This is a genomic window from Streptomyces klenkii, assembly GCF_003626645.1.
In the GTDB taxonomy this organism is placed as follows: Bacteria; Actinomycetota; Actinomycetes; order Streptomycetales; family Streptomycetaceae; genus Streptomyces; species Streptomyces klenkii.
Map to the genome: position 1 here is coordinate 1 of NZ_RBAM01000247.1, position 1,000 is coordinate 1,000.

Sequence of the window (1,000 nt, forward strand, 5' to 3'; positions counted from 1 at the left end):
GAAGCACTGGGGGATCCACTCCACCAGCTGGTCCGGGGTGCCGGAGGCGAAGATGCCGGCCACGGCGAGGGAGGTGCCGAACAGGGCCATGCCGATGCCGGCGTCGCCCCAGAACAGCTCTTCGTTGGCGATCTGGAGCGAGATGCCGGTGGGGTCGCCGAACAGCTCGGCGAGCGTCTCGAAGCTGTAGAGACCGATCTTGGAAGCCTCCTGGATGATCGGCCAGGGGGTTTCCTCACGTTCGTCCCACTCGGCGGCGGCCGGGCGGACGACCTCTTCGGCGAAGCCGTGCACCCAGTCCCGGAGGTCGCTCTGCTCTTCGGTGAGGTCGAGGGAGAAGCCGCTCATTGGTGAACTCAGCCCTTCGGGATGTCGAACAGGCGGGTCAGGCCGGAGGCAAGGCCGATGTCGCCGTTGATCTTCAGCTTGCGGGTCATGAACATGGTGACGGGGTTCCCGTTGCCGGAGACCAGCTTCAGGAACTCGTAGTCGTTCATGATGAGGGTGACGCGGGGGTCGCCGTCCGAACGGCCGTGGCTGACCGTACAGGTGCCGGAGTCGATCTTGGTCTCGTAGACCTCGTCGGTCTCGCCCTTGACCTCCCAGCGGATGAGCGCGCGCAGGGAGCCGGCGCTCTCGGGGCGGAACTGCGTCTCCATCCGCCCGAAGACCTCCTTCAGGACCCGGGAGCGCAGAGCCGCGTCGTTGGACAGCTCCTGGATCTCCTTCTTGGAGAACTTCTTGACCAGCCGGTTGAACTCCGCGGGGGTGACGTTCGCGAAGTCCAGGCTGGCGAGGTCAGTGGTGTCGGCCATCGGGTCCGTCCTCATCTCTGACTCGGTCGCATGACTTACTCGGAAGTAGACTTACTGAAGAGTAAGATTAGACATGGCATAGGTAGGCTGACAAGAGTGAGCGACAAACGAAGGCGCCGACTGCCCCGCGACGTGCGCGAACAGGAGATCATCGACGCCGCGCTCCAGGTCTTCTCCAAGCGGGG

2 protein-coding genes are annotated in these 1,000 nt (G+C 64.3%); both read right to left on the bottom strand.

The window, feature by feature from the left end; genetic code table 11:
• The coding region (locus tag D7231_RS36090; RefSeq protein ID WP_147449947.1) for an acyl-CoA dehydrogenase family protein at positions 1-348 on the bottom strand (348 nt) is incomplete at its 3' end.
• Positions 349-356: 8 nt separating this feature from the next.
• Positions 357-815 (bottom strand): SCP2 sterol-binding domain-containing protein, encoded by a 459-nt coding sequence (locus D7231_RS36095; protein ID WP_120760620.1) that lies wholly within the window; start codon positions 813-815, stop codon positions 357-359.
• Positions 816-1,000: the final 185 nt, after the last annotated feature.

Bases quoted from the DNA above. Each gene is read 5' to 3' on its own strand.
- D7231_RS36095 (WP_120760620.1), bottom strand. From the start codon at position 815: ATGGCCGACACCACTGACCTCGCCAGCCTGGACTTCGCGAACGTCACC.